Origin of the sequence: Brevundimonas diminuta ATCC 11568 (assembly GCF_000204035.1) — a bacterium.
In the GTDB taxonomy this organism is placed as follows: Bacteria; Pseudomonadota; Alphaproteobacteria; order Caulobacterales; family Caulobacteraceae; genus Brevundimonas; species Brevundimonas diminuta.
The window spans coordinates 678,659-703,872 of sequence record NZ_GL883086.1; the positions used below are offsets into that span (position 1 = coordinate 678,659).

The 25,214-nt window shown below is 65.8% G+C and carries 28 protein-coding genes and 1 tRNA gene; 12 read left to right on the top strand and 17 right to left on the bottom strand.

The genetic code is table 11. The annotated features are described in order from the left end of the window. From BDIM_RS07075 to lpdA, 4 genes are read left to right on the top strand one after another with little or no spacing between them, the layout of a single operon-like run. Positions 1-1,350: a pyruvate dehydrogenase complex E1 component subunit beta gene (locus BDIM_RS07075; protein WP_040345356.1), complete on the top strand. Its 1,350-nt coding sequence runs from the start codon at positions 1-3 to the stop codon at positions 1,348-1,350. Further along, positions 1,347-2,618 (top strand): pyruvate dehydrogenase complex dihydrolipoamide acetyltransferase, encoded by a 1,272-nt coding sequence (locus tag BDIM_RS07080; protein ID WP_040345359.1) that lies wholly within the window; start codon positions 1,347-1,349, stop codon positions 2,616-2,618. The genes BDIM_RS07075 and BDIM_RS07080 overlap by 4 nt, the downstream gene beginning before the upstream one ends. Positions 2,619-2,633: 15 nt before the next feature. Further along, positions 2,634-3,113: a glutathione peroxidase gene (locus tag BDIM_RS07085; protein WP_003164879.1), complete on the top strand. Its 480-nt coding sequence runs from the start codon at positions 2,634-2,636 to the stop codon at positions 3,111-3,113. A 2-nt stretch (positions 3,114-3,115) separates the two neighbouring features. Beyond that, positions 3,116-4,522 (top strand): dihydrolipoyl dehydrogenase, encoded by a 1,407-nt coding sequence (gene lpdA / locus BDIM_RS07090; protein ID WP_040345362.1) that lies wholly within the window; start codon positions 3,116-3,118, stop codon positions 4,520-4,522. A 25-nt stretch (positions 4,523-4,547) separates the two neighbouring features. Here lpdA and BDIM_RS17880 read toward each other — a convergent pair whose 3' ends face one another. Continuing rightward, a complete protein-coding gene (locus BDIM_RS17880) occupies positions 4,548-4,820 on the bottom strand; it encodes a hypothetical protein (RefSeq protein ID WP_169312132.1) in 273 nt (90 codons plus the stop codon). A gap of 314 nt (positions 4,821-5,134) precedes the next feature. Between BDIM_RS17880 and BDIM_RS07095 the strand changes: the two genes are divergently transcribed. From BDIM_RS07095 to BDIM_RS07105, 3 genes are all read left to right on the top strand, one after another. After that, positions 5,135-6,139 carry a cysteine synthase A gene (locus BDIM_RS07095; protein ID WP_003164882.1) on the top strand — a complete coding sequence of 335 codons (1,005 nt, stop codon included), beginning with the start codon at positions 5,135-5,137 and terminating at the stop codon, positions 6,137-6,139. Next, on the top strand, positions 6,136-7,089 hold the full coding sequence (gene gcvA, locus BDIM_RS07100; RefSeq protein WP_003164883.1) for a transcriptional regulator GcvA: 954 nt from the start codon (positions 6,136-6,138) through the stop codon (positions 7,087-7,089). Before BDIM_RS07095 ends, gcvA begins: the two co-directional genes overlap by 4 nt. Positions 7,090-7,269: 180 nt before the next feature. Then, positions 7,270-7,725: a DsrE family protein gene (locus BDIM_RS07105; protein WP_233126643.1), complete on the top strand. Its 456-nt coding sequence runs from the start codon at positions 7,270-7,272 to the stop codon at positions 7,723-7,725. Between the two features lie 25 nt (positions 7,726-7,750). On the opposite strand, the gene BDIM_RS07110 is transcribed toward BDIM_RS07105, so the two are convergent. The 5 genes from BDIM_RS07110 to BDIM_RS07130 are packed head-to-tail and all read right to left on the bottom strand — an operon-like array spanning position 7,751 to position 11,875. Further along, complete coding sequence (locus BDIM_RS07110) at positions 7,751-8,560, bottom strand: MBL fold metallo-hydrolase (RefSeq protein ID WP_003164885.1); 810 nt, start codon at positions 8,558-8,560, stop codon at positions 7,751-7,753. After that, positions 8,557-9,342, bottom strand: coding sequence for a TatD family hydrolase (locus BDIM_RS07115; RefSeq protein ID WP_003164886.1), 786 nt, complete (start codon positions 9,340-9,342; stop codon positions 8,557-8,559). The genes BDIM_RS07110 and BDIM_RS07115 overlap by 4 nt, the downstream gene beginning before the upstream one ends. Position 9,343: 1 nt before the next feature. After that, positions 9,344-10,324, bottom strand: a complete 981-nt coding sequence (locus tag BDIM_RS07120) for a DNA polymerase III subunit delta' (protein WP_003164887.1) — start codon at positions 10,322-10,324, stop codon at positions 9,344-9,346. After that, entirely contained in the window at positions 10,321-10,947 is a 627-nt protein-coding gene (gene tmk / locus BDIM_RS07125) for a dTMP kinase (RefSeq protein ID WP_003164888.1), read from the bottom strand. Before tmk ends, BDIM_RS07120 begins: the two co-directional genes overlap by 4 nt. A gap of 40 nt (positions 10,948-10,987) precedes the next feature. Then, on the bottom strand, positions 10,988-11,875 hold the full coding sequence (locus BDIM_RS07130; protein ID WP_003164889.1) for a septal ring lytic transglycosylase RlpA family protein: 888 nt from the start codon (positions 11,873-11,875) through the stop codon (positions 10,988-10,990). Between the two features lie 133 nt (positions 11,876-12,008). Here BDIM_RS07130 and BDIM_RS07135 point away from each other — a divergent pair, with 133 nt between their 5' ends. Both BDIM_RS07135 and BDIM_RS07140 read left to right on the top strand, forming a co-directional pair. Beyond that, positions 12,009-12,947, top strand: coding sequence for a DMT family transporter (locus BDIM_RS07135; protein ID WP_003164890.1), 939 nt, complete (start codon positions 12,009-12,011; stop codon positions 12,945-12,947). A gap of 65 nt (positions 12,948-13,012) precedes the next feature. Further along, positions 13,013-13,102, top strand: a tRNA-Ser gene (locus BDIM_RS07140). A gap of 733 nt (positions 13,103-13,835) precedes the next feature. Here BDIM_RS07140 and BDIM_RS07145 read toward each other — a convergent pair. Both BDIM_RS07145 and BDIM_RS07150 read right to left on the bottom strand, forming a co-directional pair. Continuing rightward, positions 13,836-14,933, bottom strand: a complete 1,098-nt coding sequence (locus BDIM_RS07145; RefSeq protein ID WP_003164892.1) for a PepSY-associated TM helix domain-containing protein — start codon at positions 14,931-14,933, stop codon at positions 13,836-13,838. Next, complete coding sequence (locus tag BDIM_RS07150; protein WP_003164893.1) at positions 14,933-17,104, bottom strand: TonB-dependent receptor; 2,172 nt, start codon at positions 17,102-17,104, stop codon at positions 14,933-14,935. The genes BDIM_RS07145 and BDIM_RS07150 overlap by 1 nt, the downstream gene beginning before the upstream one ends. A gap of 406 nt (positions 17,105-17,510) precedes the next feature. On the opposite strand from BDIM_RS07150, the gene BDIM_RS07155 reads away from it, so the two are divergent. Together BDIM_RS07155 and BDIM_RS07160 are read left to right on the top strand one after the other, a co-directional pair. Then, entirely contained in the window at positions 17,511-17,867 is a 357-nt protein-coding gene (locus BDIM_RS07155; RefSeq protein WP_248601207.1) for a helix-turn-helix domain-containing protein, read from the top strand. Next, complete coding sequence (locus BDIM_RS07160) at positions 17,864-19,105, top strand: type II toxin-antitoxin system HipA family toxin (protein WP_040346661.1); 1,242 nt, start codon at positions 17,864-17,866, stop codon at positions 19,103-19,105. The genes BDIM_RS07155 and BDIM_RS07160 overlap by 4 nt, the downstream gene beginning before the upstream one ends. An 88-nt stretch (positions 19,106-19,193) precedes the next feature. On the opposite strand, the gene BDIM_RS18685 is transcribed toward BDIM_RS07160, so the two are convergent. Continuing rightward, positions 19,194-19,478, bottom strand: a complete 285-nt coding sequence (locus BDIM_RS18685) for a DUF7662 domain-containing protein (protein ID WP_223850720.1) — start codon at positions 19,476-19,478, stop codon at positions 19,194-19,196. Positions 19,479-19,828: 350 nt separating this feature from the next. Between BDIM_RS18685 and BDIM_RS07165 the strand changes: the two genes are divergently transcribed. Continuing rightward, entirely contained in the window at positions 19,829-20,065 is a 237-nt protein-coding gene (locus BDIM_RS07165; protein ID WP_040345367.1) for a hypothetical protein, read from the top strand. Positions 20,066-20,390: 325 nt separating this feature from the next. Here BDIM_RS07165 and BDIM_RS17130 read toward each other — a convergent pair whose 3' ends face one another. The 8 genes from BDIM_RS17130 to trbF are packed head-to-tail and all read right to left on the bottom strand — an operon-like array spanning position 20,391 to position 25,062. Next, positions 20,391-20,807 (bottom strand): helix-turn-helix transcriptional regulator, encoded by a 417-nt coding sequence (locus BDIM_RS17130; protein ID WP_081461855.1) that lies wholly within the window; start codon positions 20,805-20,807, stop codon positions 20,391-20,393. Next, the gene (locus tag BDIM_RS07170) at positions 20,804-20,995 is read right to left on the bottom strand and encodes a hypothetical protein (RefSeq protein ID WP_003164900.1); all 192 of its coding nucleotides are present in this window, start codon (positions 20,993-20,995) and stop codon (positions 20,804-20,806) included. Before BDIM_RS07170 ends, BDIM_RS17130 begins: the two co-directional genes overlap by 4 nt. Continuing rightward, positions 20,988-21,269, bottom strand: coding sequence for a hypothetical protein (locus BDIM_RS07175; protein WP_115616103.1), 282 nt, complete (start codon positions 21,267-21,269; stop codon positions 20,988-20,990). Before BDIM_RS07175 ends, BDIM_RS07170 begins: the two co-directional genes overlap by 8 nt. Continuing rightward, positions 21,266-21,865: a lytic transglycosylase domain-containing protein gene (locus tag BDIM_RS07180; RefSeq protein WP_040345370.1), complete on the bottom strand. Its 600-nt coding sequence runs from the start codon at positions 21,863-21,865 to the stop codon at positions 21,266-21,268. The genes BDIM_RS07175 and BDIM_RS07180 overlap by 4 nt, the downstream gene beginning before the upstream one ends. Then, positions 21,859-22,368 (bottom strand): S26 family signal peptidase, encoded by a 510-nt coding sequence (locus tag BDIM_RS17135; protein ID WP_081461856.1) that lies wholly within the window; start codon positions 22,366-22,368, stop codon positions 21,859-21,861. The genes BDIM_RS07180 and BDIM_RS17135 overlap by 7 nt, the downstream gene beginning before the upstream one ends. Beyond that, entirely contained in the window at positions 22,365-23,525 is a 1,161-nt protein-coding gene (locus tag BDIM_RS16840) for a TrbI/VirB10 family protein (RefSeq protein WP_050796647.1), read from the bottom strand. Before BDIM_RS16840 ends, BDIM_RS17135 begins: the two co-directional genes overlap by 4 nt. Further along, a complete protein-coding gene (gene trbG / locus BDIM_RS07195; protein WP_115616102.1) occupies positions 23,522-24,400 on the bottom strand; it encodes a P-type conjugative transfer protein TrbG in 879 nt (292 codons plus the stop codon). The genes BDIM_RS16840 and trbG overlap by 4 nt, the downstream gene beginning before the upstream one ends. Continuing rightward, on the bottom strand, positions 24,379-25,062 hold the full coding sequence (gene trbF / locus BDIM_RS07200) for a conjugal transfer protein TrbF (protein ID WP_050796649.1): 684 nt from the start codon (positions 25,060-25,062) through the stop codon (positions 24,379-24,381). The genes trbG and trbF overlap by 22 nt, the downstream gene beginning before the upstream one ends. Positions 25,063-25,214: the final 152 nt, after the last annotated feature.

Below are 25,214 nucleotides of genomic sequence, written 5' to 3' on the forward strand. Positions count from 1 at the left end.
GTGACGGACATTCTGATGCCGGCGCTGTCTCCCACGATGGAAGAGGGCACGCTGACCAAGTGGCACATCAAGGCTGGCGACGTCGTGTCGGCCGGTCAGGTGATCGCCGAGATCGAGACCGACAAAGCGACGATGGAAGTCGAAGCCGTCGATGAAGGCGAAGTGCTGGAAATCCTGGTGCCGGAAGGCGCCGAGAACGTGAAGGTCAACACGCCGATCGCCCGCCTGGCGGGCGAAGACGGCGCCGCAGCGCCGGCGCCCAAGGTTGAAGAGGCCCCGAAAGTCGAAGCGAAGACCGAAGGCGCGCCCGCCGACGCCCCGGTCAAGCCTAAGGTTGAACTTCGCGACCCGGAAATCCCCGCTAACGCCAAGCTGGTCAAGACCACCATCCGCGACGCCCTGCGCGACGCCATGGCCGAGGAAATGCGCCGCGACGAGGCTGTCTTCCTGATGGGCGAGGAAGTCGCCCAGTATCAGGGCGCCTATAAGGTCAGCCGCGACCTGCTGCAGGAATTCGGCGACCGTCGCGTGGTCGACACCCCGATCACCGAGCACGGCTTCGCCGGTCTGGGCGTCGGCGCCGCCATGGCGGGCCTGAAACCCATCGTCGAGTTCATGACGTGGAACTTCGGCATGCAGGCCATCGACCACGTGATCAACTCGGCGGCCAAGACCCTGTACATGTCGGGCGGCCAGATCCGTTGCCCGATCGTGTTCCGCGGCCCGAACGGCGCCGCCGCCCGCGTGGCGGCCCAGCACAGCCAGGACTATTCGGCCTGGTATGCTCAGGTGCCGGGCCTGAAGGTCATCGCCCCCTATGACGCCGCTGATGCGAAGGGCCTGCTGAAGGCCGCCATCCGCGACCCGAACCCGGTCGTCTTCCTCGAGCACGAGATGATGTACGGCCTCGAGTTCGACGTGCCGGACGTCGAGGACTACGTCGTGCCGATCGGCAAGGCCAAGGTTCGTCGCGAAGGCACGGACGTCACCATCACGGCGCACAGCCGCATGGTCGGTTTCGCCCTTCAGGCCGCTGAAAAGCTGGCCGAAGAAGGGGTCTCGGTCGAGGTCGTCGACCTGCGCACCCTGCGTCCGCTGGATCACGAAACCATCGTCGAAAGCGTCAAGAAGACCAACCGTCTGGTCTCGGCCGAAGAGGGCTGGGGTCCGATGGGCGTCGGCGCCGAAGTGGTGGCGCGCGTGATCGAACACGCCTTCGACTATCTGGACGCTCCGCCGCTGCGCGTGCACCAGGAAGACGTGCCGCTGCCCTACGCCGCCAACCTGGAAGCCCTGTCCCTGCCGGGCGTCGACAAGATCGTCGCCGCCGTGAAGAAGGTGATGGCATGACCGATATCCTGATGCCCGCCCTGTCTCCGACGATGGAGGAGGGCGTCCTGGCCAAATGGCACGTCAAGGTCGGCGACACCGTCGCGGCGGGCGACGTCATCGCCGAGATCGAGACCGACAAGGCGACGATGGAAGTCGAAACCGTCGATGAGGGCGAAGTGCTGGAGATTCTGGTGCCGGAAGGCGCCGAGGGCGTGAAGGTCAACACGCCGATCGCCCGCCTGTCCGGCGACGCCGTGGCGCCTGCGCCCAAGAAGACCGAAGCTCCGGCCGAAGCGACTAAGGCGGAAGCGCCTAAGGCTGAGGCTCCAAAGGCTGAAGCGGCGCCCGCTCCGGCCGCGCCGAAGTCGGACGACGGCGGCCGCATCTTCGCCTCGCCGCTGGCGCGCCGTCTGGCCGCCCAGGCCGGTCTGGATCTGAAGACCGTCAAGGGCACCGGCCCGCACGGCCGCATCGTCAAGCGCGACGTGGAGGCCGCAGGCAAGGGCGGCGCTCAACCGGCCGCCGCCGCGACGACGGCTGCATCCGCCGCAGAGCCGCGCAAGGCCCTGTCGCTGGCGCAGATGGGCATTCCGGACGGCAGCTATGACCTGATTCCGCTGGACGGCATGAAGAAGGCCGTCGCCCGCCGCATGGTCGACAGCGTGCAGAACGTGCCGCACTTCCCGTTGTTCATCGACGTCGAGATCGACCAGCTGATGGCCGTCCGCGCCAAGGTGAACAAGATGCTGGAGCCGCAGGGCGTCAAGGTCTCGGTGAACGACTTCGTCATCAAGGCCGCCGCCCTGGCGCTGAAAATGGTGCCGGAGGCGAACGCCTCCTACACCCCCGAAGGCATCGCCATGCACCACAACGCCGACGTCTCCATGGCGGTGGCGATCGACGGCGGCCTGATCACCCCGATCATCCGCAAGGCCGAGACCAAGGGCCTGGCCCAGATCGCGACCGAGTCCAAGGACCTGGCCAAACGTGCGCGCGAGCGGAAGTTGAAGCCGGAAGAGTTCCAGGGCGGCACCTTCTCCGTGTCCAACCTGGGCATGTTCGGCATCAAGCAGTTCACCTCGATCATCAATGAGCCCCAGGGCTGCATCATGAGCGTGGGCGCCGGCGAACAACGACCGGTCGTCAAGGACGGCCAGATCGTGCCGGCCACCGTCATGACCGTGACCCTGACCTGCGATCACCGCGTGGTCGACGGCGCGACGGGCGCCCGCTTCCTGCAGGCGTTCAAGCCGCTGATCGAAGATCCCGTGGCGATGCTGGCGTAAGGGAGGAGAGGGGTCATGACCTCGGTCTATGACTTCTCCGCCCGGGCCATCGACGGCGCGGACGTGTCGCTGGACCGCTTTCGCGGTCAGGCGTTGCTGATCGTCAATACGGCGTCCAAGTGCGGCTTCACCGGTCAATACGACGGGCTGGAGAAGCTACACCGCGACTTCGCTGACGCGCCGTTCGAAGTCCTGGGCTTTCCCTGCAACCAGTTCGGCCAACAGGAGCCGGGGAGGGCGGCGGAAATCGCCGCCTTCTGCGCCAGCAGCTTCGATGTGACCTTCCCCTTGTTCGACAAGATCGAGGTCAATGGGCCGAACCGTCACCCGCTCTATGCCTGGTTGACCAAACAGAAGCGCGGCTTCCTGGGCTCCCAGGCCATCAAGTGGAACTTCACCAAGTTCCTGACCGACCGCGAAGGCCGCGTCATCGCGCGCTATTCGCCCCAGACTGAACCCGAGGCCATCAAGGCCGACATCGAGAAGTTGATCTGATCATGGCCCAAGAATTCGATCTCGTCGTCATCGGCTCGGGCCCCGGCGGTTACGTCGCGGCCATCCGCGCCAGCCAACTGGGCCAGAAGGTCGCCATCGTCGAGCGCGAGAACCTGGGCGGCATCTGCTTGAACTGGGGCTGCATCCCGACCAAGGCCCTGCTGAAGTCGGGCGAGAAGTTCGAAAGTCTGTCGCATCTGAAGGACTACGGCCTGTCCGCCTCGGACTCGTCGTTCGACTTCGACGCCATCATCCAGCGCTCGCGCGGCGTGGCCAAGCAGTTGAATCAGGGCGTCGGCTTCCTGATGAAGAAGAACAAGATCGAGGTCATCGAAGGTTCGGCCAAGCTCGAGAAAGGCGCCGCCGCCCCGAATGTCGTCGTGGCTCTGAAGGCCGGCGGCTCGCGCACGATCGAAGCCAAGACCGTCATGCTGGCCGTCGGCGCTCGCGCTCGCGCCCTGCCGCAGATCGGGCTCGAGGCCGACGGCGACAAGATCTGGGCCTATCGCGACGCCTTGGCGCCGAAGAAACTGCCCAAGACCTTCGTGGTGATCGGCTCGGGCGCCATCGGCATCGAATTCGCCAGCTTCTACCGCGCCCTGGGCGCCGAGGTGACGGTCGTCGAAGCCGTCGACCGGGTCATGCCGGTGGAGGACGAAGAGGTCTCCAAGGCCGCCCAGAAGGGCTTCGAGAAGCGCGGCATCAAGTTCAAGCTGGGCGCCAAGGTGACGAAGGTCTCCAAGGATTCCAAGGGTGTGAAGGTCGATCTTGAGGTGAACGGCAAGACCGAAAGCCTGGAGGCCGAGGTCTGCATCTCAGCCGTCGGCATCACCGCCAACACCGACGGCATCGGTCTGGAGGCGCTGGGCGTCGAACTGGACCGCGGCCACATCAAGACCGACAGCCATTGCCAGACCAATGTGAAGGGCCTGTACGCCATCGGCGACTGCGCGGGCGCGCCCTGGCTGGCGCACAAGGCCTCGCACGAAGGCATTCACGCCGCCGAACACATCGCCGGCTACAAGACGCCGAACGTCCATTCGCCGATCGCCGGCTGCACCTACGCCCAGCCGCAGGTCGCCTCGGTCGGGGTGACGGAGCAGGGGGCCAAGGCCGAGAAGCGTGAGGTCAAGATCGGCCGCTTCCCCTTCAAGGTGAACGGCAAGGCCATCGCGGCGGGCGAGACCGACGGCTTCGTCAAGGTCATCTTCGACGCCAAGACCGGAGCCCTGATCGGCGCCCACATGATCGGCGCCGACGTCACCGAAATGATCCAGGGCTACGTCACCGCCATCACCATGGAAGCGACCGAGGAAGACATCCACGGCATCGTCTATCCCCACCCGACCATGTCCGAGGCCATGCACGAGGCTGCTCTCGACGCCTATGGTCGCGTGATCCATATCTGAGTTTTGTAAGGGGGCTCGCGCCCCCTCAATTCTTCAGCGTGTAGAGTTCAGCGATGCCATCGACCATTTCAATGGCGTCATGAAGCAGGTCGGGAAGTAGGCTTACTCGTTGAGTTTCGCCATTCTTGTTCCGCGACACGGCATGACCATTCTCAATGGCAAAAAGCGTGGGTTCACCACGCGACCTATCGCTGCTCACTCGTTCATCCAAATGCGCGAAAATATTTCGAACGCGCGCTATTTCAGGATGCTTCGCTTTGAAGGTGTCAGTGATCCTTGCGGCTTTGGATGCCTCCAAATCAGTTGAGAGATAACTGAAAAGGAAGCGGGGCTGTCGAGCGACCTCTTGTTGGCAGAGTAGTAATTGACTAGAGCGCCTTCCAGTATCGATACTTGAAATCGCATTTGGTGGAAAAAGGCTTCGGCAGGTTTTGGCACCTGCGCCTGTCGAACACGGTCCAGATAAGCCTTCCAGTCGATCCCAAGATCAGAAGTGTCATCAATCATCGTGCTAGGTTGAACGAAGTTTTGCAAGTTCTCCAGCCCGGTCGGTTGTTAGAATTTCTGAACTGTGGCTAAGAGGGTCACCCTCTTGTCCACGTTGGATTCTCCATGATCGTCGCGCCTGACGTCCTCAGCCTGATCGGCGACACGCCCTTGGTGCGCCTGAAATGCGCGTCTGAGGCCACGGGTTGTGAAATTCTGGGCAAGGCCGAGTTTCTGAACGTCGGCGGTTCGATCAAGGATCGCGCCGCGCTCAGCATCATCCGCGCGGCGCGCGCCTCGGGCGCGTTGAAGCCCGGCGGAACGATCGTCGAGGGCACGGCGGGCAACACCGGCATCGGCCTCGCGCTGGTCGGGGCGGCGTTGGGCCATCCGGTCGTCATCGTCATGCCGCGCACCCAGACGGAAGAGAAGAAGCGCGCCGTCCGCCTGCACGGCGCCCGTCTGATCGAGGTGGATCCTGCGCCCTTCGCCAGCCCGAACCATTTCGTCCATTTCTCGCGCCGTCTGGCCGAGGAACTGAACGACAGCGAGCCGAACGGCGCCTACTACGCCGATCAGTTCGACAATCTGGCCAACCGTCAGGCCCACTATGAAGCCACCGGGCCCGAAATCTGGAAGCAGACCGACGGCCGCGTCGACGGCTTCATCTGCGCCGTGGGTTCGGGCGGGACATTGACCGGAACCACGACCTATCTGCGCGAACAGAACCCGGCGCTGAAGATCGGCCTCGCCGATGTGCCGGGCGCCTCGCTCTACAGCTGGTTCACCGAGGGCGTGCTGAAAGGCGAGGGCGGTTCGGTCGCCGAGGGCATCGGCGTCAATCGCATCACCGGCAACCTGAACGGCCTGTCGGTCGATCACGCCTATCGGATCGAGGACGCGGAATTCCTGCCCATCCTGTTCGACCTGGTGCGAGAGGAGGGGCTGTCCCTCGGCCCGTCCAGCGGGGTCAACATCGCCGGCGCCATCCGTATGGCGCGTGATCTCGGTCCCGGCCATACCATCGTGACCGTGTTGTGCGATGCGGGCCAGCGCTACGCCAGCAAGATCTACGACCAAGCCTTCTTGAGCGCACGCGGCCTGCCGACGCCTGACTGGATCGGCCGATGACCCGCCGCAAGGAGATCGCCGTCGAAAGTCGGATTCCGCCGCTCAACGCCCTGAAGGCGTTCGAGGCGGCCGCACGTCGCCTGAACATCACACGCGCCGCCGAAGAGCTGTCGGTCACGCCAGGCGCCATCAGCCAGCAGATCCGCATCCTAGAGGAACACGCCGGCGCGCCGCTGTTCCACCGCGAAGGCCGTCAGATCGCCCTGACCGAGCTGGGCGCTGAACTCTATCCCTTGCTGCGTGACGGTTTCGACTATCTGAAACGGGCAGGGGATCTGCTGTATCGCCCCGATCGCCGTCACGCCCTGGCGGTCAGCGTGCCGCCTTCCTTCGCCTCGAAATGGCTGGCGCCGCGCATCGCCCGTTTCACAGCCGCGCACCCTGAGATCGAGGTGTGGATGTCCGCCGACATGCGCCTGGCCGACGTCAGCGGCGGCCGGGTCGATGTGGCCGTTCGCTATGGTCGGGGCGACTATTCCGGGGTGCGATCCGAAAAGCTGCTTGACGCCGACGTAACCCCGGTTTGCGCTCCGTCGTTAACCATGGGCGGGAACGCCTTACGCCGTCCGTCAGACTTGGCGCATCATGCCTTGATCCACCTGCGTCCCAGCGAGCTGGAGGAACCGCGTCCTGACTGGGCGGCCTGGTTCAAGGCTCGTGGACTGACGAGCATCGACGCCCAGGCAGGGCCGCGCTTTGATCAGACCGCCTTGGCTATTGAAGCGGCCGCACACGGCCAGGGCGTGGCCTTGGCGCCGTATGCTTTCGTGGCGGGGGATCTGGCGTCCGGTCGCCTGGTGGCGCCTTTCGCCGACGGCGCGCTCAGCACGGCGCTGGCTTATTACGTTCTGATCAAGCGCAGCGGCGCGTCAACGCCCGCCAGAGCCTTCGCCGCCTGGCTCAAGGAAGAGGCGAAAGCCGCCGCAGACGCGAGCGTCGATGATCTGTGAGGCGATGTTCGATTTATCGCCTAAGATATATTATGCGAAATATGCTATTGAGCTTTTGATCCATAGCCTGAGCGTTCACGGCGTTGTACGGCTTGGTACGCTATGAAAAACATCTTCCTCGCGTCCGTGATCACCTCATGCGTCCTTCTTGCCTTGGGTGCGCCGGCTCAAGCCCAGGCCGTGATCGGCTATGGAGCCTTTACGCCTCTGCCTCAGGCTGGCGAACAGCCTGACCCCCAGCGCGACTATCGCGTCATCGTCGACCTGACCCAGGGCGGTCCTGACGACAAGCCGTTGAAAGGACTGGAGCGTGTCGCGCGCCTGACCAATATGCTGGCGGCGAACGGCGTCCCTGCCGAGCAGCGGAAGATCGTTGTTGTGATGCATGGCGGTGCATCTCTGGCCTCTCTGTCCGATGCAGCGTGGGCGGCGCGCGGCAAGGGCGAGACAAACCCGAACAGCGCCCTTGTTCGCGCCCTGACGGCCGCCGGGGTCCAGGTGCGGCTTTGCGGTCAGTCCATGGTCGCCAACGGCCTGACGCAAGCCGATCTGGAGCCGGGCGTGCAGGTCGATCTCGCAGCGTTGATGACGGTCATCCACCATCAGCAGGCGGGCTACGCCCTGATCATGAACTGATCGGACGCCCTTCTGAGAAAAGCGTTTAGAGGTCGAAAACGCCTCGCCAACCATCAAACGCCACTTCAACGTTTGAAGGCAAAGAGCGTGACAAGGTACTGTAATCCAAATCTATGTGAAGGTTAGTCAGCACGGCTTTGGAAACCTCTGTGCGCGCGATCCACTCCAAGGCTAGATCGACGTGAGCATGGGTTGGATGCGGCGTGTAGCGCAGCGCGTCGATGATCCACAGCTGAGCGCCGCTCACGGCTTCCAGAGCCGCGTCGTCCAGGTCTGAGACGTCGCTTGAATAGGCGACGGATCCCAAGCGGTATCCGACCGAGCGGATCGGTCCATGCATTTGGTCGAAAGTCATGACGGGGATCGGGCCGCCGGGCCCCTTCACTTCCCATGACTGGCCGTGCGGCGGGAGGCGATGAGCCTCGACGATAGCCGGGTAGCCGTGGTGGCTCTCAAAGATGTAGTCGAAGCGCCGCGTCAGGGCGTGGTGAGTGGCCGCATCCATCCAGGCGGGAATGCGTCGACGCGCGTGGGCGGCGAAGACGCGAAGGTCGTCGATGCCATGTGTCTGATCCGCATGGTCGTGGGTGTAGAGAACCGCGTCGACATGGCGGACCTCGGCGGCCAGCATCTGCTGGCGGAAGTCGGGCGAGGTGTCGATCACCACGCTGGTCACGCCATCCGGGCCGTGTCGGCGCGCCAACATGGAGCAACGGGTGCGCCGATTGCGTGGTTCGGACGGGTCGCAGTCGCCCCAGTCGCCGTCGCCGCGAGGCACGCCGCCGGACGAGCCGCAGCCGAGAATGACGATTTCCAACTCGCCCTGCCCGCTCATTCGGCGGGCCTGGGAATGCGATCGAACAGGTTGAAGAAGGCGTCAGTCGTCAGCTCATCGGCTTGTTCAGGCGTCCAACCGCGTATCTCGGCCAGTCTTTCCAGCACCAGACCGACATAGGCGGGTTCATTCCGGCGGCCGCGATGTGGGATGGGCGCCAGATAGGGGCAGTCGGTTTCAACGATGATGCGATCTTCAGGCATCCGACGGATGACCTCCCTCACCTCCTCGGCCGCCTTGAAGGTGGCGATGCCTGAAACCGAGAACCAGGCGCCGAGTTCCATCGCAGTTTCAGCTAGTTCCAGGCCGCTAGTATAGCAGTGCATCAGGAATTTGAACGGCGCGCGGCGGTGTTCTTCCCGCAGGATATCGGCCATGACCTCATCGGCTTCGCGCGTGTGGATCACCAGAGGCAGGCCCGTGCGGCGCGCCGCCTCGATGTGCTGGCGGAAGACCGTCGCCTGAACATCGCGCGGGCTGAGGTCATAGTGGAAGTCCAGGCCGCATTCGCCGATGCCGATGACGCGCGGGCGATCCGCCAGTTCAACCAAACGGTCCACGGTCAGGTCGGCATAGTCCTTGGCCTCGTGCGGATGGACGCCGACCGTGCACCAGATGTCGGCGTTGTTCATCGCCAGGGCGTGCGTCGCCTCGAAGGTCGACAGCTTGTCGGAAATCTCGACCATCAGCCGCACGCCCGCCTGGCGCGCACGGTCGATCACCGCCTCGCGATCCTCGTCGAACTGGGGGGCGTGCAGGTTGACGTGACTGTCGATGAGCATATCAGGCGGCGGCTTTCGTGCGGGCGATGTCGGCCAAGGCTCCGGCCAGGACGTCTCCCTTATCAAGATTCAGCCCGATGGCGCGATCGGGCAGGTCGGACAGCCGCCCCCAAAGCTCGGCCCAGCGTGCGCCTTCGCGGCCGCCAGACTCGACGGCCCGCCGTTTCACCGCTGCGATCAGGCGATCCATCAGGGCCTCGAACCGCGCCTGCCCTTCCGCGCCGCGGAAGCCGTCGGCGATGGCCAGTTGTTCCGCGCGATCAATCTCTGGTCCATCAACCCAGGCGCGAGCGAGACGGTCGACCTCGGTCATGGCGCCCGACGCCAGCTCCAGAGCCGCGCCGGGCGAGCCGCCAGCCATGGCTGCTGCGGCCAAGGCTTCATCTTCGGACACGCCGGTGCGTTGACGCACCAGATCGGCCAGACGCGCCTCAGGCCAAACCGGGAAGGTCAGCCGCCGACAGCGAGAGCGGATGGTGGCCAACAAACGGCCCGGCGCATGGGTGACCAGGAAGAGCACGCCGCTTTCAGGCGGTTCCTCAAGAATTTTAAGCAAGGCGTTGGCGGCGTTGATATTCAGATCGTCCGCCGCATCAATGATGGCGACGCGGTGCCGGGCCTGAGATGGGCTCTTGGCGAAGAATTCCGGCAGGTCGCGAGCCTGATCGACGGAGATGGCGCGCTTCAGCTTGCCGCCCTCGACTGCGCGCTCCAGCACTAGCAGATCCGGGTGAGCCTGGGCGGACACCAGACGACTGACAGGGTCATGCGGCGCGGCGCCCAGCGGCCCGCGCGACGGGTCCGGCGCGGCGCCCAGAAGTCGACGGGCGGCGCGATAGGCGAAGCTGGCCTTGCCTGATCCCTCGACCCCGCACAACAGCCAGGCGTGGTGCAGCCGTCCTCGATTCAGCGCGTCCAGAAAAGCTTCCTCGGCCTGGATGTCGGCGATCAGGTCGAAGCGGTCGCGCGGATGCTCGCTCAAAGCAGCCGCTCCTCCACCACGGCCCACAGCCGGGCCGAGACCTCATCGACCTCGCCCGTCGCATCAAGGACGACGCAGCGTTCAGGGTGACGTTCGGCCACCTTGAGGAAGCCGTCGCGCAGTTTCTGATGGAAGGCCAGGCCCTTGGATTCGAACCGGGTCTCGAACAGGCCGCGCCCGAAGGCCCGATCCAATCCGACCTCGACCGGCAGGTCGAACACCAGGGTCAGGTCCGGCTGGTCGCCGTTGACCACGGCGTCGTCCAGCGCTTCGATCAGGCTTTCCGGCGTCCCCCCGCCAGCGCCTTGGTAGACGCGGCTGGAATCAGCGAAACGGTCACAGACCACCCAGCGCCCGGCCTCAAGCGCGGGCAGAATAGTCCGCTCCAGATGGTCCGACCGCGCCGCATACATCAGCAGGGTCTCGGTGCGCGCCGACCAGCGATCCGCCTCGCCCGACACGGCGATGTTGCGGATCTCCTCAGCCCCCGGCGATCCGCCGGGTTCGCGCGTCTGGAGTACGTCGAGGCCGCGCGCGCGCAAGCGTTCAACCAGCAGGCGCGCCTGGGTCGTCTTGCCGGCGCCCTCGCCGCCTTCGAAAGTGATGAATCTGCCTCGCTGCACCCGCGCACAATGGCGAGCGAGGCGCGGGAAGCAAGCCCGTTCAGCCGCCTATCAACAAGGCATCGTCAAAGCCGCGCGCCATAACGGCCTGACGAGCGCGTTCGGCAGCCCCAGCATTGGGCCACGGACCAACCACGACACGGAACAACGGCCGTCCGTTCCTGTCGATGTTCTGCACCACGGCCTTGTCGCCGAGGCGCCGCGCGACCTGGTCTGCGCCGCGTCGATCAGAATAGGCGCCGGCCTGGACCCAATAGGCGTTCGAGGCAGCCGGTTGCGCTGCTGTGTAGACGGGCTGCGGGGCGGGCTGGGACGGGACCGCTGTGTTCTCGTAATAGGGGCGCGGCCCCTGGGACTGCGTCTGAACCTGAGTTGCTTGGGGCTGGCGCGCGCTGTCGGCTTCTGCTCGGCGGAGGGCCGTTCCCCCGCCCTGTCGCGGCGCAGGGCCGACATAACGGACGCGCACGTCCCCCACGCCTTGCTGCAGGAGGCCCAGTTCCTCGGCGGCTCCGCGCGACAGATCGATGATGCGTCCATCGACAAACGGCCCTCGGTCATTGACGCGCAGTATGACCCGGCGCCCATTGGCGCGGTTCGTCACCTCGACCAGGCTGGGCAAGGGCAAGGTCTTATGAGCGGCGGTCAGGCCGTTCATGTCGAACCGTTCGCCGGTCGAGGTTGAACGCCCGTGATGATAACTGCCGTACCAAGACGCCTGCCCTACCTCGTCATAGTTGGGCTGCTCCTTCGGATGGTACCAGCGACCGCGGATCTGATAGGGGCGCATGGTGCCCGAAACGATCGGAGCCGGATCGGTCACGACGGGCGCGCCGATCGGCGCATCGCCCTTACCGCCCAAGCTGGCGCACGCCGCCAGGGTCGAGAAGGCGGCGGCGATCATCGCGCCCTTCAGCAGTCTCGCCCACATGTTGCTTTTACTCCGACCGACTATCGATTTGGCCGAAATTAACGGCGGAGGTTTCCGGTTTGGTTAACGTCCCGTTTGCGCGTATGGCCTTGCGGCAAAGCCCCTCCCCGGCTGAACGTCAGAACCGAGCGCCTTGACCCCCTCCCTGTACAAGACCCGCACTGGGGTCTTCCTTCTCGCCACCCTATGCTGTGCGCTGTGGGGCAGCGCCTTTCCGGCCGTAAAAAGCGGTTACGCCCTGCTAAAGGTCGCGCCGACCGACATCGCCAGTCAGCTGCTGTTTGCAGGGTGGCGTTTCGCTTTGGCGGGGGCGATCCTGCTGATCGTCGCCATGGCGATGAAGAAGCCTGTTCTGGCGATGAGCCGTCGTCAGGCGGGACAGGTCGCCCTGCTTGGGCTGACCCAGACGGCCATCCAATACGTCTTCTTCTATATCGGCCTGGCCCATGCATCAGGCGTCAAATCCTCGATCATGAACGCGACCAGCGTCTTCTTCAGCGTCGTTTTGGCTCATTTCATCTATGCGGACGACCGTCTGAGCGGCCGCAAGGCGCTGGGCTGCCTGATCGGCTTCATGGGCGTGGTCGTGGTCAACCTGGGCGGCGGCGCGCTCGGCTTCGACTTCACTCTGTTGGGCGAAGGTTTCATCGTGATCGCGGCTTTCATCCTGGCGGCGGCCTCCATCTACGGCAAACGGCTGTCGCGCAGCCTCGACCCCATGGTGATGACCGGCTGGCAGTTGTTTGTCGGCGGCCTGATTCTGACAGCCGCAGGCATGGGGATGGACGGAGAACTGCAAGGCTTCGACCTGACGTCCGGAGCCCTGCTGCTTTACCTGGCTCTGCTGTCCTCAGTCGCCTTTGCGGTGTGGAGCCTGCTTTTGAAGCATAACCCCGTGGGAATGATCGCCGCCTTCAACTTCCTGATCCCGGTTTTCGGCGTGTCGCTGTCGGCGCTTTTCCTGGGAGAATCCGTGTTGCGCTGGAGCTATCTGATCGCACTGGTTCTGGTCTGCGCCGGCATCTGGCTGGTCACGCGATCAGGCGCAGTGTCGAAGGCCGGCCGCGCCTGACGCTTTCCGCTTGGGTCACGCCCGCCTTGCCGCTATGCACAGGCGAACGCGAGCCGACTCGCGTGGGACAGGTGGCCGAGTGGTTTAAGGCAGCGGTCTTGAAAACCGCCGTAGGTGGAAGCCTACCGTGGGTTCGAATCCCACCCTGTCCGCCACCGGCCTTGATTTCATTGAACTTTTCCCCACTCGGGGGCCTCACCCATCAAACCACCCATCAAAAACTCTATGCCTGAATCCCACCTTTTCACGGCTGTTCAGGTGGCGCCATGGTGTTTCAAAGACCTTGAGGCCGCGCCGCTCTCCGCTTGATCATGCCAGATGGCTTCGCCCCCACGCCTTCGCCTCGACGAAGCCAGGTCATATAGAGATTGAACAGAATCCCCCCCTTGGCGACGCCCACGCGACGCGCGCGCCGGCCCTTGCCGCGATAGACTTCGAAACCTGCTAGTCGCCCGGTCCGCTTCGCCATCATCCGTCTCCGACTCATTCTCGCACGAGCTTCACCCATTCTCGGGTTTCCCTGAACCCACGACCGCGCGGGCCCCATCCCGTCACTCGGACGATCTTTGTCCGTCGCCCGCCACCTAGGTCGGCAAAGCGCCGATACCGTTGAAAAAGTCCGGCGACCGCTGAAACGGCGCAAACCACGGGCGGGTCCCGAAATTCCGCCCCAATGAAATCAATCGCTTAGTTTTCCGCGACGGCTCCAGATCGAGCCGAAAAGGCCGATCACGGCCGGCTCGCGGACTTTTTCAACAGTATCCGCCAGTAGCGGACATTGGCTGAACGCCTGGAGGCGGACCGTCGCTTCGAGCGAGATAGACCCTCACCGTAGGATCCTCTCCTCTGCCCGTGTCAGTCTGGCGAACCTCTTCCCGCCCCAACCTCTTAGACACGCCGCGCACTTGGGCTTGGGCGTCGCCGTTTCGGCAGTCCGCTCGGGTTGGACCAGAAGGTGAAGACCGCCAGCGATCCCAGCAGGGTCAGCGCCAACCCGGAGGCGGCGACCACAAGTCGATAGGCCAGCCCCCCGACCTTGGCGGCGTGGATCGGGTACTGGGCGTTAATGACCCGCAGCCCAAGAGGCAGCCCCATGGCGTCGCGTGTTCCGACAATCCGTCCATCGGCGGGATCGAACCAGACCTGGGTCCGGCCGTTGGGCAGCCATTCCGCCGTCCGCCGCATCCGCAGGCCAATCAGACCGCCCTGTTTGGTTGGCAGGGAGACGATGCGCGCCTCGGCGTCAGGGAAGCGGGCCTGGGCCGCCGTCATCATAGCCGGCCAGTCCAGATCGGCGGACAACACCCCCCCTTCATGTTCCGGCTGGGCCGTGACCGCCTTCAGGTCGGCGCCCGGCGACAAGGCCTGGGCCAATCCGTCATACAGGGGCGATAGGGCCACGATCGCCCCGGTCGTCAGGACGACGGCCAGGACCGGCGCGCTCCACACGCCCATGTCGCGATGATGCTTGACGATCCCTGGGCGCTTCCACGCCCTCGGCATGACCGCAAAGACGAAGGTGCGCCGCGTGGGCCACCACAGGATCACCCCGGTGACGACAAAGCCCAGACCCGCCAGGCCCGCGATCCCGGCGATGGTTTTTCCCGTGTCGCCGATCAGCAGATAGTGGTGCAGGTCGAACAGCCACAGCTCCGGCCGCGCCCACAGGCTTTCCCAGCGCGCTACGACCGCGCCCGACTGGGCGGCGTAGGCGCCGCGCGTCTTGTCCTCATAGTTCAGTCGGAGGACGCCCAGACTATCAGAGGCCAGGATGACCGAACGCGGACGGTCCGGCGCCGCGAACGCCTGATCCAGCGCCGCGCCAATAGCACTTGGGTCCGAAACCCGCGCCTCTGCGGCGTGGGGTACGACCAGGCGCAGCCAGTCGTCCTTAAACACCAGGACCGTCCCGGTCAGCCCCAGGACGAACAGCAGCAGGCCGATCAGCCCCCCGGTCCAGCGATGCGCCAGTCGAACCAGACGCATCAGAAGCGACGGTCCCACCCGAGGGTGAAGGAACGGCCCCGACCGGCGAAGTAGCGCAGGTTGTCGGCCGGATTGCTGGTGTCGGAGCTATAGGTCACATAGTCCTCGTTGAAGAGGTTCTGCACCGCCAGCGACACCCCGCCGAAGGCGAAGTCATAGCGCAGGTAGGCGTCCGCCACGGTGTAGCCTTCGAAATTGTTGCGCACGTCGCCGCCCTCGAAATCACGCGCCAGATAGGCCTGGACCTGCAGGCGCGCCGACAGCGGGCCGTTGGCGTAGACGGCGGCGGCGTTGATGCGGTCCGGCGAGATGTTGGCGCCGTCCAGGTCCCGGTCCACCCGGCCGTCGTCGTTGGTGTCGGTCTGGCCGCGCAGGCGGGCGTAGCCGGTCGAAACCGTCAGCCCCTCGATCGGGGTGCGGGCGCGCAGGTTGAGCTCCAGCCCCTCGATCTCGACGGCCTGGCGCTGGACGTCATAGACGCCGTCGGCGTTGCGAACGAGGAACTGACCCAGGTCCGACGAGGACCAGAAGTAGGTCGCCCCGGCTTCGAACGGACCGCGCTTCACCTCCAGCCCGATCTCCTGATTGTCCGAGACGACCGGACTGATGTCGAGGAAGCCCTCGACCGTGACCCCGTCGACGTTGATCGAACGCAGGATGCGGCCCACGTCGGGCACGGTGTAGCCCTCGGCGTAGCTGACATAGGCGCGCACGCCGTCCAGCGGTTCATAGACCACGCCGCCGTTGACCAGGGTGGCCTCGAACTTGGGCTTGCCCCCCGTGACCCGGCGCGAGCCGTAGGAGGCCAGGGTGGTGAAGTCGTCGATCGACAGTTCGACGTTCTCCTGGCGCACGCCGCCGGCCAGGCGCACCCGGCCGTCGAACAGGCGCATATTGGCCTGGACGAAGGGCGCCACGCTCTGGAACTCGGTCGGCGGCACCCAGGCGCGGTTGGTGGCGATCATCAACTGCTCGGTGCGGTCCTTCATGGCGTCCAGACCCAGGGTCGCGGTCAGGCCCGGCACGCCCGGCACAGCCCGCTCGTAACTGGCGCGCGCGCCCAGCTTGCGCGAGCGGTTCGACGACTGGTCGAACAGGGTGCCGATGGGGGCAATGCTGGCGTCCTGGAAGGTGGCCGAGCGGTCGCCTCCAAAGGTGTCGCGCGTGCGGTTGAAGAAGACCTGGGCGGAAAAGTCGCCGCCCGCCAGATCACTGTCGGTCAGAGAGGCTGACACCGTCTCAACCCGGTTCGCGGCAGGCTGTCCTTCTACCTGCCCGCGCTTGCTGCTGGCCGGACGCCCGATGAGACGATCGCCGGCCAGGACCACATAGTCGCCGTCGCCCTTCAGCTCGAACCGATTGGCGAGCAGGTCCAGGCGCACCGTATCGTTCAGGTCCCAACCGAAGCGGCCGAAGAAGGACAGGGCCTTGGAATCCTGCACCTCGCCCTGGGTGTTATCGACACCGACGCGGCGACCGTTCGCGTCATAGAAGGCGCCGCGCTGGTCGTAAGCCAGGCCGAACACGCCGTCGAAGTCTCCGTGACGATAGGCGGCCAGACCGCCTAGCTTGGCGCCGATCCCATCGCCTTCCGGCCCGCCCGAACTGGAGACCTGGGCCAGCATCCGGCCGCTGAGGCCGTCCGCGGTCGGGGCACCGACCGTCACCTGATTGACCACGCCGCCGGTCGCGCCGATGCCCTGCAGGGCGTTGGAGCCGTAGATCAGCTCGACCCGGTCCACGAAGAAGGGATCGATCGTATAGCCGTCACGCGAACCGTCGCGGATCGGCGTCGACTGCGGAATGCCGTTGATGGCGAAAAGCGGCGAGCGGCCGCGCAGGCTCTCGCCCGAACCGGTCAGCTTCTGTCGCGTCGGCGAAAAGGACGGCGACAGGGTCGCAACCGCATCAATCACCGAGCCGCTGATGGCGACCTGTTCCGCCAGGGATTTTCGGTCGATCACCTCCACCGTCATCGGCAGGGCGCTGGCCGGCAGGATGGTTCGGGCCGCCGTGACCACCACGTCCTCAACCGAGCTCGCCGTCTCGCCCTGCGCCTGTCGCGCCGTCTGGGCGGCGGCGGTTGATCCCAACGTCGTTCCGGCGAGCAAAACGGACATGGCGACAAGGCCGTTGCGGCGGACCGACGGAAGACGCGGCGAAAAGAACATGGGGGCTCCTGGAGGAATCCCCGTCGCATAAATGCAAATGCGAGTGATACGCAACAATAAACGTTATCGCGCATTTGGCCTTGGGCCGCCGACAGCACCACGCCGACAAGGACCGCCGCAGCCCAAAAACGAAGAGGACCCGCCACCTCGAAGGGGGACGGGCCTCCCTGCGGAGCCTATGGGCTCGACGCTGGATCAGATCGGACCTGGAAATGGAGCGAAACTGATCACCAAACCTGTAAACCGGCGGGCGGCGAAGAAGGTTGCGGCCTAGCCTACGCGGAGAAGCAAACGACAAGCCCGCCCGGCGGCGTCGGTCCGGGGACCTCATCATCGATCTCCGCAACGGGTCATCAAACTGCAGGATAAGGCGCGCGCCTAGCGAGCGCCGTCACCAGAACTATTAGTGATAGAATGGTATCATTATTTGGCACTTTGCCCTATTATCGCTCTGATGATATCACTTATCACCCCTGCTCGCGCCCTTGAGAAACTCGGCGGAAATATCCGTGAGCGCCGCGTTGCGATGGGCTTCACCCAGGCTGGTCTTTCTGCACGATCCGGCGTGCCTCTGGGGACGCTGCGTAAATTCGAGCGTACTGGCTTGGGCTCCACCGAAGCTCTTGTGAAGCTGCTGTCCATTGTCGGCGGCCTTGAGGCGACCATCGAGGCGGCCAAACCAGAAGCGTTGACGTTTGCCTCGATTGACGAGGTCCTGAAGGGTGATCCTCGCTCCAGCCGGAAGAACGGATGGCGCACATGAACCTTTCACCCGTACCCGCAGTGGCCGTTGGTCTGGACTTCGGCGAAGGCCCAATCCGCGTGGGCCGATTGGCCGCGCGCGATCGCAGAATCTATTTCGAGTACGACGCCGACTTCATCGCGAACGCCGTCGAAATTTCACCGCTCAGCCTGCCGTTGCGACCAGGCCTTCAGACGGCTGATCCCGCCCTGTTCGAAGGCCTGCCGGGCGTTTTCAATGACAGTCTGCCCGATGGCTGGGGCCGCCTCCTGTTCGATCGCGCCTTGCGCGTCCAGGGCCTTCTTCCGGAACAGTTCAGCCCGCTCGACAGGCTGGCGCACGTGGGCGCCCATGGCATGGGCGCCCTGACTTACGAGCCTGACCTCACGCCTGAAGAGGCGGCGCCCCCCCAGACGCTAGAACTCGACCGGATCGCCGATCAGGCCCAGGAGGTGCTCGAGGGTCAGGCGGATGACGTTCTGACCGAACTCATCGCCCTCAACGGCTCATCGGCGGGCGCGCGTCCGAAAGCGATGATCGGTTTCAATACGGTCTCCGGGGAGGCGTTGCACGGCGCACGATCGCTCCCAGACGGCTATGATCACTGGCTGGTCAAGTTTCCCAACAGCCATGACGGCAAGGACGCCGGAGCGATCGAATTCGCCTACGCTCGCATGGCGTTCGCCGCAGGCATCGAGATGATGGAAACGCGTCTCCTCACGACCGGCAGGGGCGCCGCCTACTTCGCCACCCGTCGCTTTGATCGCGATGGCGACAAGCGCCTGCACGCCCACACGGCCTCGGGCCTGCTTCACGCCGACCACCGGATTCCTTCGCTGGATTACGAAGGCCTCGTGGCGTTGACCGCGCGACTGACCCGCGACGTGCGCGAAGTCGAGAAGATGTTTCGCCTCGCCGCCTTCAACGTCATCGCCCACAATCGTGACGATCACGCCAAGAACTTCACCTTCCTCATGAACGCGCAAGGCGAATGGCGACTATCGCCTGCCTATGACCTGACCTTCTCCTCCGGTCCCGGAGCCGAGCAGACGACGATGGTGATGGGCGAAGGCCGGAATCCCACCGTCGATCACTTGCGGCGGCTCGGCGAAACGGCCGCGCTCAAGAAGACGCGGGTGAACGAAATCATCGACCAGACGCGCGCAGCAGTGCGCGACTGGCCCGACCTGGCCGAGGCCCACGGCGTGACCAGGACCAACATCAAGCTGATCGGCGAACGTCTGGACCGGTTCAAGTGAACAATGGGCGATGCAGGCGCGTCCTGACGCCCCCTGAAGTCACGGCTCGAAGCTCAGGCGCTGCGAAACGCTTCTCTACGGCGCAATATCATCCGGCGGCCTGGGATCCATGCAGGGACGTCGAAGCAGCGCGAACGAATAGAACCCGCTCGGACCTGATTTCTGGCTGGGCGGTGAAACCCGCCTCGGCAAAGGCGCGCTTCTGCGGCGGCGCTGACGCAGCAGCCTCCGCCCGCCACCAATCCAGGTCAGAGGACGCTTTTGGCAGAAAGCCTCCGACAATCCTCTCGATATCACGAAAGGTCAGCGTCACTTCCGGTGTCCGCTGCCGTCGCAGATACCGCACCAGGGGTGCATACTTCGCCATCGCCATCACCTCCGCCGCCCGGAAACCCCGAGACCCCACGCTACCGCAAGGCCAATATCGCCCACGGATTTAACGACATGTGCAGTGAATAGAAACGGTCCGACCAGCGCGCCAACAGGGGGGGCCAAAAGCGTGATGGTCGGACCGTGGCCCTCCCGACCTGGGGGAGGAATCCACGGAACGCGGACCATTCGTCGAAGTTCCGCAGGGCGGAGCAGACTCGCTGCAACCAAACCCCGCACTTCTGCTGAGGGAGCCGGCTACTGTCGGACCGAAGTCTGGAAGCCGAAATCAGAACCGTCTTGCTCGAGGGCGCACCGTCCTCCTATGGTTCAGCGCGTCTCCTGGGAGCCCCTATGTCGGCCGCACCTGACCTCACTCGCATCATTGTCGTGCAACGCGGCGGGATATGGCAGGTCCTATGCCCCGGACTTGAAGCCGGCCGTTTCGATTTCAGCGTCGACGCCCTTGATGCCGCCATCAGAACGGCCAGAACGCGCCTGGCCAAGGGTGAAACGGTCGAACTTCTGGTTCAGGAGAGGTCAGGACGCTTGCGAAATGTGAATCCTGAGGACGGCAGCGAACTCCACTAGCGTGGCGACCGATGGTTAAACCGCGCTGAACTTATCGGCGGCCTAGGTTCAGGAAGACACACTCGTCCAACTCTGCTGTCAGTTTCCCATTGAAGGCCAGCCAGACTGTCTTGGCCGATGTCGCCCGCTCCCTGTGATAGGGGCCGCCGGAGCCGTTCTTCACGGCGTCGTTCGATGATGATGTTGCGAGGGATCGCCCGAAGCCTGACAGTGTCGCGCATCACGGAATGACAGTTCGGCCCGCTCGGCGAGAGACGGTCCGAACTGTCCGTGAAGGCGAGGTCGGTCGCCCCCACGTCATCTTCTTAAGGCAAAGCCTGATCGCCTAAAAGCCGAAGTCGATCTGATCGACGTGGATCGGGCGGGCGCGCCGTTTTCGTTCAGGCGGTCTCGTAGCCTCCTTCGAGACCTCCGACTTCTCTTGTCGATCACAGACTCCATTCGACGCCGCCGGCGCTGAACGACCGGGCGCCCGGCGCGGCATGCCGGGCAGCCGAGGTCTCGAAGGCGGGACCAGCGCCCTCGTCGTCCCCCGCGCGCCCTTCCAGGCCGTCAGCTCGCTCTCCCACCACCCCACCCTACCCGGCGAAACCGTCACGGGCGTCGGAAATTCTCCGTTCCGCTGCATCCGCCAGGCCGTGGACCGACTGATGCCCGCGATGTCCTGGACACGCCTCCAGGGCAGCAACCGGTCCTCCGGTCCGCCTGAATCGATGAATTCTCCATCCACCCGGAAGTTCACGGCGCCAGGCCCAGGCGATGGTCGACGTCCCTGGCGAGGGCGGCATGGAGAAGACGGGCGTCATGCTCCGCATCCAGACCATCCCTTTCAGCCCATGCCTCGATCACAGCCTTGAGGGCGAAGCTCGTCGCCGGATCCGCGAGCAGTCCGTCCAACGTCGTGTGATCAATGGCGCCGATCTCACGCACGGCCCCGGCTCCTGGCCGCCGGGGGCGCGCCGGTCCGCACCTCGGTGATCTGCGCCTTCGCCCAGTCCCGCAACAGTCCGCGCGGGTAGTAGGGCCTGGAGCGGATATGGCGGCAGGGCGGACCGTTGGACGCCGTCGACCAGAGGCGCGCGAGGGTGGCGGGCTTGAGCCGGACGCCCAGGAGCGCGAGGAAGGCCGAGGCCTCCGCACGGGTCAACAGATCATCGTCGCCCTGCGGAACCATGGCGTCATCGCCGGAAACGTCAGGGATCATGGCGCGCCCTCCCGCCGGCACTGGCGTGAGTTCGTGACGACCCGGCCGGCGCTCAAGGCGAGATAGCATTCAATAACAGATTCAACGTACTGTTCGGTCTCCCTTATGCGAGGGACGCGCCCGAGGGAGGCTACTCTGGCCGGCCCGGCGTTAAACGCAGCCAGAGCCAGCCTGACGTCCTGAAAACGCCTGAGCTGGCGCGCCAGGTAGTCCGCGCCGCCGCGCAGGTTCTCAACCGGGTCGAAGCGATCCTCGACGCCGAGGTCCCGCGCTGTCCCCGGCATGAGTTGCGTCAGGCCCGCCGCTCCGGCCGGGGAGACAGCGTTCGGCCGATAGGCGCTTTCTGTCAAAACGAGAGCGTGGAGCAGCTTGGCGTCCAGTCCATGGCGGGCCGCCGCCGCCGCGATCGCCTCGCGATAGGGCGGATCCAGATCGGGAATGCGGACGATCTCCTCATCGACCGTCTCAAGGATCACGACGGTCGGCGCGCCGAACATGTCGCCCCCCGCCGCACGCCAGTCCACGCTTTGCGCCTGTACGACGCCAGCGGTCCCGGCCAGCGCGAATGAAAGGGTCAGTGCGCCCAGCCTCACCATGTCGCCACCGCCGTGAAGACGCCCCTGAGTTCGCGGCGATTCACCGGGCCGAAATAGCGGCTGTCGAAACTCTCTGCAGCCTCCCCCAGCAGGAAGACCTCATCCGCCTCAAGCCGACGGCACCCTGCCCATGCCGACAGGACAGCCCCGCGCCTGTCCTGCCCAAGCACCCTCGCCTCGCCTGCCGGGGTGAACACCCGCTCGCCCTCCCGGCAGACCACGTCGCCGTCCACGGCCGCCACCCGTTTGAGCAGGAGCATGTCGGGCGGAGCGCCCAAGCTCGCCAGGTAGGCCCGTGCGCTGTCAGGCTGAACGGAGGCCGCCGTCGCGCCTCGCTGGACGTTTTCGCCGGGACGCCGGACGTAGAGCCCTCGCGGAAGGCTCCGGGTCTCATTGATAAGGACGAGTGTCGGCAGCGCTCTGGCGGCCGCCGGGAGGCCCGGGACGGCCGTCACCGCAACCAGGACAGCCGCCCAGCCGCGGGGCGTGAAGGTCCGGATCATCTGTAAGGCTCCAGGATCAGGTCGCGGGTGATCATCACCTGGACGCGCTCGCCCGCCTGCACGCGCACCACGGGCCGCACCTCCAGTTCCCGGTCGATCAGGCGGCCGCCGACCCGCGCCCCTTCGATCGCCGCGGCGTCGCCGGCATCCCCGAGGAAGGAGCCCCCGCCACGAACGCCCTCGTCGCGCGCCATCTGTCCCAGGGTGGTGACGGCCCCGGCGAACAGGGTCCCGATCACCAGGGCGCCGAGACGCCGGTCGACCCGCCCCTGCACCCCGACGGCGCCGCGCGCGTCCACGCCCGGCTCGGCCTCCAGCACCAGGCTCTTGCCATTGGGCAGGATCAGCCGCTCCCACACGATGAAGGCGCGCCGGTCGCCATAGGCGCTATCGCCTTCATGCCGCCCGATGAGCCGGGAGCCCTGGGGCGCCAGCAGGTGCCGGCCGGCCACTGTGTCGTAAAGGTTCTGGGTCATGGCGGCGATCACCGGCCCCGGCCGCGAGGTATCCACCCCCGTCAGCAAGACCGCCGGCATGAGGGTCCCGGCCTTCAGTTCGAAGGGCGAGATAGGGGCCGTCAGGCCGTGCCGGTTGTAGACGTCGCTCCCGGGCGCCCGCCCTAAATCTCCGGTGCGCGTCGAGACCGGCTGCAATGCCGCGGCGACGGGCGCAGGACGATCCGCACCGGCCGTTTCGAACATCAGGCCCGAGCGGACGGCCAGGTCCCGCGCATCGGGCCCAGCGCCCCGGCCCTGCGTCGGCGCGTTGTAGCCGCCCGCTACGGGTTCCCTCCGATCGCGCCCACGGACATGGGTCGCCACCGGCTCGGCGGCTGCTTCACCTCTCGGAGGCGGCAGACGGTCATATGTGGCCGGCTGGTCCGTCACCTGCTCGGCCGGTCGCACAGCGCGCCGGACATCGTCGTCGCGGCCTCCCGCCACGCGGGCGCGGGACGCCTCGCGCAGCTCCGGCTGCACCACGAAGGCCCAGGTCAGGGCCCCGGCGAGCACCAGGCCGGCGCTCCCGATGACCAGCTTCACCATCGACGACCGCAGCCGGACCACGGCCGGACGCGGCGCGCGGCCGTCGAGTTCCAGCGCCGGGCTCTTGGGAGCGGCTGCGGACTGGCCGACTCCGGGAGGCTGGACATCGTTCATGGCCGCGCCTCCCCGAGACGCCGAATTCGCACGATCTGCGGTCGGCGCTCCCCGATCCGCAGTTCGGCGCGATCGAACAGCCGGTCCGCGATGAAGAGGCCGCCAGACTGCCTGTAATTCACGTACTGGGCCTGTCCGTCCGGGGCGATGACGAACAGGGCCGGCGCCTCCCCGGCCTCCAGGCCCGGCCCGAAGGCGATGAAGGTGCGGCGTCCGTCGTCGAACACGGCCGTCGGCGTCCAGGCGATTCTTCGCCCCTCGATCGCGTAGCGAGCGTTCAGCGGCCCCTCGGGTCTCACCGGTCCAACTTCCGGCATGGGCGCAGGCTCGATCGGATCAGACGCAACGACCGCCGGCGGCGTGTCCCAGGCGATCGCCGGATTGAAGGCCTCGGGCGCCCCGCTCTTCAGCGCGATCAGATAGACGCGCCGGTCGGTCGTCAGGATCAAATTGGTCTCCAGCCCGCGCTGCAGCGGCTTCAGCAGGACATGGGTTCGCCGGCCAACCCCATCGCCGGAACTCGCCTCTCCCACCTGCCAGCGGACCGTGTCTCCGGCCGCCTTGGCGACCAGGGTCTCGCCTTCCGCCAGGGTGAGGGTGGTGACCCGCAGCGGCGAGGTCCAGACCTCGTAGACCCGTCCGGGCGACCAGGCGAAGACCTGGATCCCGCCCTCGAACCGGTCGGAACGCGAGGCCGCGCGCGCCTCGACATTGGCGTCGGCTATGGCGCGTCGGCCTCTTCGCACGGTCGGCCCGGGCGCCGCCTCGACATAGGGCCGCGCTGTCTCCGCCACAGGTTCGACCGGGTCCGGCAGGGGCGACCAGGCGGCGAGCAGTCCCGCGCCGAGCGGGATCATGAAGCGTCGGGGGTCCATGACACGTCCTCAATTTTCAATCCGAGAGGGTTCTTCATCAGCTCCGCCTCATTGCGCGGGGCCTGGACGCCGGTGGTGATCAGGGCCCGCCATCGTTCGCTCCCGGCCGACTGGCCGTTGATGAACCGGGTCTCGCGCCACTGCAGGTCGAAAGTCCGGCCCGATCGCCGCACGACGTTGAGGACCTCGACGTTGACGGCCTCGCGCCCGACCTCGGCGAAGGGGTCGCGAGTCTGGGCCCAGGCGTTGAGGAAGGACGCCGCCTTCGGCGTCAGCAGGTCGTAGGCCCGCAGCCAGTTCTGGCGAAGCACGATGGGATCAATGCTCTTGGAGCGCACGTCGCGGATCCATCCGGCCAGGGCGTGGCCGACCTGGGCGTCGTTCGGCTCGTAGCGTCCGCCGATGGCCGTGATCCTCTGGGTCTCGCCCCAGTCGGACACCTCCACCACAAAGGGTTTGACCACGGCCCGGTCGGCCTGGACCCACCAGCCGGCGCCGAGGAAGACGGCCAGGGCGAGGTTGGCGACGGCCATCCTGCGCCAGTTGCGGGCGTGGGCCAGGGACAGCCCCATGCGGTCGTCCCAGACCTGGCCGGCCCTCTGGTAGGGCGTGGCCTCGGGCGCCGAGGTCAAGGCCCGGCGCGGGCGGAAGAAGGGATGCATGGTCAGGGCTCCTCAGTCCGGAGATTGGGGGTAAGCACGCCGCTGGTTTCACTGGAGGGCGCCAGGCCGCGACCGGCGTTGGCGACGAAAAAGGCCTGGAGCGCCCGGGACCGCCCGCTCGCCCCTCGCGGCGCGCGGCGCTCCCCGTTCTG

Coding starts and splice junctions, on each gene's coding strand:
- BDIM_RS07180 (WP_040345370.1), bottom strand. CDS start 21,865: ATGGTGAGGCTGGGCGCACTGACCCTTTCATTCGCGCTGGCCGGGACC.
- BDIM_RS07115 (WP_003164886.1), bottom strand. CDS start 9,342: ATGCTCATCGACAGTCACGTCAACCTGCACGCCCCCCAGTTCGACGAG.
- BDIM_RS07080 (WP_040345359.1), top strand. CDS start 1,347: ATGACCGATATCCTGATGCCCGCCCTGTCTCCGACGATGGAGGAGGGC.
- BDIM_RS07145 (WP_003164892.1), bottom strand. CDS start 14,933: ATGCGTCTGGTTCGACTGGCGCATCGCTGGACCGGGGGGCTGATCGGC.
- BDIM_RS07165 (WP_040345367.1), top strand. CDS start 19,829: ATGTCGGCCGCACCTGACCTCACTCGCATCATTGTCGTGCAACGCGGC.
- BDIM_RS07150 (WP_003164893.1), bottom strand. CDS start 17,104: ATGTTCTTTTCGCCGCGTCTTCCGTCGGTCCGCCGCAACGGCCTTGTC.
- BDIM_RS07130 (WP_003164889.1), bottom strand. CDS start 11,875: ATGTGGGCGAGACTGCTGAAGGGCGCGATGATCGCCGCCGCCTTCTCG.
- BDIM_RS07110 (WP_003164885.1), bottom strand. CDS start 8,560: ATGAGCGGGCAGGGCGAGTTGGAAATCGTCATTCTCGGCTGCGGCTCG.
- BDIM_RS07095 (WP_003164882.1), top strand. CDS start 5,135: ATGATCGTCGCGCCTGACGTCCTCAGCCTGATCGGCGACACGCCCTTG.
- lpdA (WP_040345362.1), top strand. CDS start 3,116: ATGGCCCAAGAATTCGATCTCGTCGTCATCGGCTCGGGCCCCGGCGGT.
- BDIM_RS07175 (WP_115616103.1), bottom strand. CDS start 21,269: ATGATCCCTGACGTTTCCGGCGATGACGCCATGGTTCCGCAGGGCGAC.
- trbF (WP_050796649.1), bottom strand. CDS start 25,062: ATGCATCCCTTCTTCCGCCCGCGCCGGGCCTTGACCTCGGCGCCCGAG.
- BDIM_RS07160 (WP_040346661.1), top strand. CDS start 17,864: ATGAACCTTTCACCCGTACCCGCAGTGGCCGTTGGTCTGGACTTCGGC.
- trbG (WP_115616102.1), bottom strand. CDS start 24,400: ATGGACCCCCGACGCTTCATGATCCCGCTCGGCGCGGGACTGCTCGCC.
- BDIM_RS18685 (WP_223850720.1), bottom strand. CDS start 19,478: ATGGCGATGGCGAAGTATGCACCCCTGGTGCGGTATCTGCGACGGCAG.
- BDIM_RS17135 (WP_081461856.1), bottom strand. CDS start 22,368: ATGATCCGGACCTTCACGCCCCGCGGCTGGGCGGCTGTCCTGGTTGCG.
- BDIM_RS16840 (WP_050796647.1), bottom strand. CDS start 23,525: ATGAACGATGTCCAGCCTCCCGGAGTCGGCCAGTCCGCAGCCGCTCCC.
- BDIM_RS07085 (WP_003164879.1), top strand. CDS start 2,634: ATGACCTCGGTCTATGACTTCTCCGCCCGGGCCATCGACGGCGCGGAC.
- gcvA (WP_003164883.1), top strand. CDS start 6,136: ATGACCCGCCGCAAGGAGATCGCCGTCGAAAGTCGGATTCCGCCGCTC.